Source organism: Atribacter sp. (assembly GCF_035418125.1).
In the GTDB taxonomy this organism is placed as follows: domain Bacteria; phylum Atribacterota; class Atribacteria; order Atribacterales; family Atribacteraceae; genus Atribacter; species Atribacter allofermentans.
Genome location: NZ_DAOLQM010000229.1, coordinates 1 through 3,662 on the forward strand (window position 1 = coordinate 1; position 3,662 = coordinate 3,662).

The 3,662-nt window shown below is 40.2% G+C and carries 3 protein-coding genes and 1 other RNA gene; all 4 read right to left on the reverse strand.

The window, feature by feature from the left end:
* Nucleotides 1–281: S1 RNA-binding domain-containing protein (locus tag PLK24_RS09690; protein WP_324478621.1), on the reverse strand; the 281-nt coding region annotated here is incomplete at its 3' end.
* Nucleotides 242–1,600, reverse strand: a complete 1,359-nt coding sequence (locus PLK24_RS09695; RefSeq protein WP_324478623.1) for a S1 RNA-binding domain-containing protein — start codon at nt 1,598–1,600, stop codon at nt 242–244. The genes PLK24_RS09690 and PLK24_RS09695, both read right to left, overlap by 40 nt.
* Before the next feature lie 41 nt (nt 1,601–1,641).
* Nucleotides 1,642–1,798: non-coding RNA, 6S RNA (ssrS, locus tag PLK24_RS11540), on the reverse strand.
* A 66-nt stretch (nt 1,799–1,864) separates the two neighbouring features.
* Nucleotides 1,865–3,631 (reverse strand): aspartate--tRNA ligase, encoded by a 1,767-nt coding sequence (gene aspS / locus PLK24_RS09700; protein WP_324478626.1) that lies wholly within the window; start codon nt 3,629–3,631, stop codon nt 1,865–1,867.
* Nucleotides 3,632–3,662: the final 31 nt, after the last annotated feature.

A 3,662-nucleotide genomic window follows, 5' to 3' on the forward strand; every position in this document is an offset into this window, starting at 1 on the left:
TATTTATTTTTAATTTCGAACCATGGATCAGGAAGAATTGCCTTTCGGCTGACCACAATCCTTTGCTCTTCAGGTTGAAATTCAATAATTTTAACTGGCAAAGCTTGACCTTTTTTCAGTAACTGACCTGGATGTTTAACCGGCTCCCAATTTAATTCTGAAAGAGGCAATAAGGCTTCAACATCAGGCATCAACTCAATAAAAGCTCCAAAATTCATTAATCTTTGAACATGCCCTTCAACTATATCTCCAATCTTCCAAAGGTTTGAGCTTGTTTCCATGGATTTTCTTTCAGCTGCTTTATACTTAAGGTAATTTGACGATTTTCAGGATCTACCTCGATAATGCGGGCATCAACTAATTGGTTTCGTCGTAAGATTTCACTTACACGATTCACTCGTTTCCACGATAATTCTTCAATGGGTATCTTTCCCTCAATTCCATCATCAATTTCAACAATAGCACCTTTCGGGTTAATACGTTCAACTCGCACCCGAGCAACATTCCCAACTGGGTAATTTTCATTCACTGAAAGCCATGGATCAGGATGAATTTGTTTTAAGCCAAGGGATAAACGTTTTTTTTCTTTATCAATATCGAGAATTCGAGCATCAACCATATCCCCTATTTTAACTGCTTCTTGCGGATGTTTAACATATCCCCAGGATATATCAGAAATATGAACCAGACCCTCAACTCCCTCTTCAGTTTCGACGAATACTCCAAAATCTTTTATGGATATGACTTTGCCTTGGACGACATCACCGACTTTTATTTTTTCTTCAATGTTTTCCCATGGATCAGGTTTAAGGCGCTTCATGCTTAAGGATATTTCTTCCTTAACCGGGTCCCAGCCTATCACTCGAATATCTATTTCATCACCTTTGTTGAATATATCTTCTAACTTACCGATTCTTCCCCAGGATATCTCTGAAATATGCAACAATCCATCGATGCCACCTAAATCAATAAAAGCTCCAAAACTGGTAATATTTTTAACAATCCCTTTCCTGATTTGACCAATTTCAAGGGTAGCAATGGTTTCTTGCTTCTTTTTTAAATCCTCTTCTTCAAGGATGACCTTATGCGATACTACTACATTCCGAGTTCTTCGATCGGCCTCAATCACTTTTACTGTTAAAGTTTTATCAAGATATTCATCTAAATTTTGAGGAACCTTATCAACACAGGACGCAGGAAGGAAGGCATTCACACCAATATTAACGGTTAACCCCCCTTTTACCTTTTTCAGTACTTTTGCTATTAGGGGTTTCCCGCTATTCATGCTCTCTTCAATGTCAATCCAAGCCCCTCGATATCGGGCTTTTTCACGAGACAACCAAACATAGCCTTGATCATCAAACCGGTTGACGACTACCCAGATTTCTTCTCCTTCTTCGGTGTCGTTAAGGATTTCCCCTTCACCATCAGTGAGCTTTTCTTTAAAAGGAAGAATCCCTTCTGCCTTATAATTAATATTGACAAAATAACCCTCTTCTCCCTTTTTGATAACCTTTCCCTTAATCAGCTCACCGGGTCTGATTGGCCGGATGTTTTCGATGTCCTCGTGCAGCATCTCAAGGTTTTTGTTTTCTTCCACAGTGAAACACTCCTTCCTCCGGGTTTCCTTCTATCACGAATTATAGCCCCACATTGTGGTGTGCCATTTGCTTTGATCCTTGCCCTCAAAAATAGTGGGTGCCCTCTCCAGCAAACCACAATTTGCTGGAAGATTGACTCCCAGGGAAAGGATGTTGGGTCAAAGCCAACTATGGCATCACCTGCATAGCAGGGCTACAAACCCAAATCACCTTTTTGCTAAATAATAACATAACCTGTATAGCATTTCAAATTGAATTCCGTATTATGAATCTTCCTTTATTGCCTTAGACTCTTTCTTTTCCCTCAATTGTATTCCTAATACCATAAGCTGGTCATTGGAAACCGGCGATGGAGCACCCGACATAAGACAGGTCCCCTTCTGGGTTTTGGGAAACGCCATAGTTTCACGAATGGAACTTTCACCACTCATGAGCATCATTATACGATCCAATCCCAAAGCTATGCCTCCATGAGGGGGACAACCATATTGGAGGGCTTCAATAAAATAACCGAATTTCTGCTGAATTTCTCCCTCACTTAAGTTGAGCAATTGAAATATTTTCTCCTGCAAATCGGACCGGTGGATTCTGATACTTCCTCCACCTATTTCAAAACCATTGAGAACAATATCATAGGCTTGAGCTTTTACCTGGCTGGGATCGATATTTAATTGATCTAACTGGTCCAAACGAGGAGCTGTAAAAGGATGATGCATCGAATCCCATCGGTTTTCTTCAGCATTCCATTCAAAAAGCGGAAAATCAAGGATCCAACAAAACTTAAATTGATTTTGTATGAGGTTGAGTTCTTCACCCAAATTTATTCGCAGGTTGCCCAAAAAAGTAAGAACCTTTGGTCGTTCACCCCAGGCCATGAGCAAAAGCGAGTCTTCTTGAAATGGATATTTCTCAATAATTTTGCTCCAGGCTTGCTCAGAAATTTTATTTTTTAAAGGTGAGGTCCCTTCTTCTTTAGCGAACTTTATATAGGAGAGAGAAACTCCGGCGTTTTTAGCCATTTGAGAGAGAAGGTCAGCTTTTTTTCTAGAGAAACCTTTCCATTCCTGAAGAAACAATCCATTCCAGGAATCACTTTTTGATCCAACTTCAATTTTATCTTCCAACAGCAACGAAAGATCATCAATGGTACAGGAAATCCTAAGGTCTGGTTTATCGCAACCATAACAATTCATCGCTTCATCATAGCTCATTCGGGGAAAGGGGGTTTCTAATTGTATTCCTAACACTTCATAAAATAGCTTTTTCATCATGGTTTCAATTAACTCAAAAATATCTTCCCGCTCAACGAAGGACATTTCTATGTCCACCTGAGAAAACTCTGGCTGCCGATCAGCACGAAGGTCTTCATCGCGGAAGCATTTAGCAATTTGAAAATACCGATCATAACCAGCTATCATTAAAATTTGTTTAAAAAGTTGCGGTGATTGGGGAAGCGCATAAAAGTTTCCTTCACTCAAACGACTGGGTACCAAAAAATCACGAGCTCCCTCAGGAGTGCTCTTGGTTAAGAATGGGGTCTCGACTTCAATAAACTGCCGTTCAGAAAGATAGCGGCGGACTGATTGACAAACCTGATGGCGAAGGATCAGATTTTTTTGCATTCTTGTCCTACGAAGATCTAAATATCGATAGTGCAGCCTTAAACTTTCATCGGTTTCATTTTTCTCTTCAATTTCAAAAGGAAGAGGTTTCGATTCGGAAAGAATTTTAACTTCAGAAACGGCTACTTCAATTTCTCCGGTGGGTAACTTCAGATTTGCCAAACCTTCAGGCCGAGCTCGAACTATTCCTTTTACTTGGAGAACAAACTCACTTTTTACAGCATTGGCACTTTGGTAAATCTCTGGTTGATTGGAATTAATAACCAGTTGAGTTAAACCCCACCGGTCCCGAAGGTCTATAAAGATAACCCCACCGTGGTCCCGACGGCGGTTAACCCATCCAGCCAGAAGAACTTCTTCCCCAATATCTTCCTTACGTAATGCCCCACAATTATGTGTTCTTAACATTTTGGTATGCCTCCAGCAAATCACCAATTAG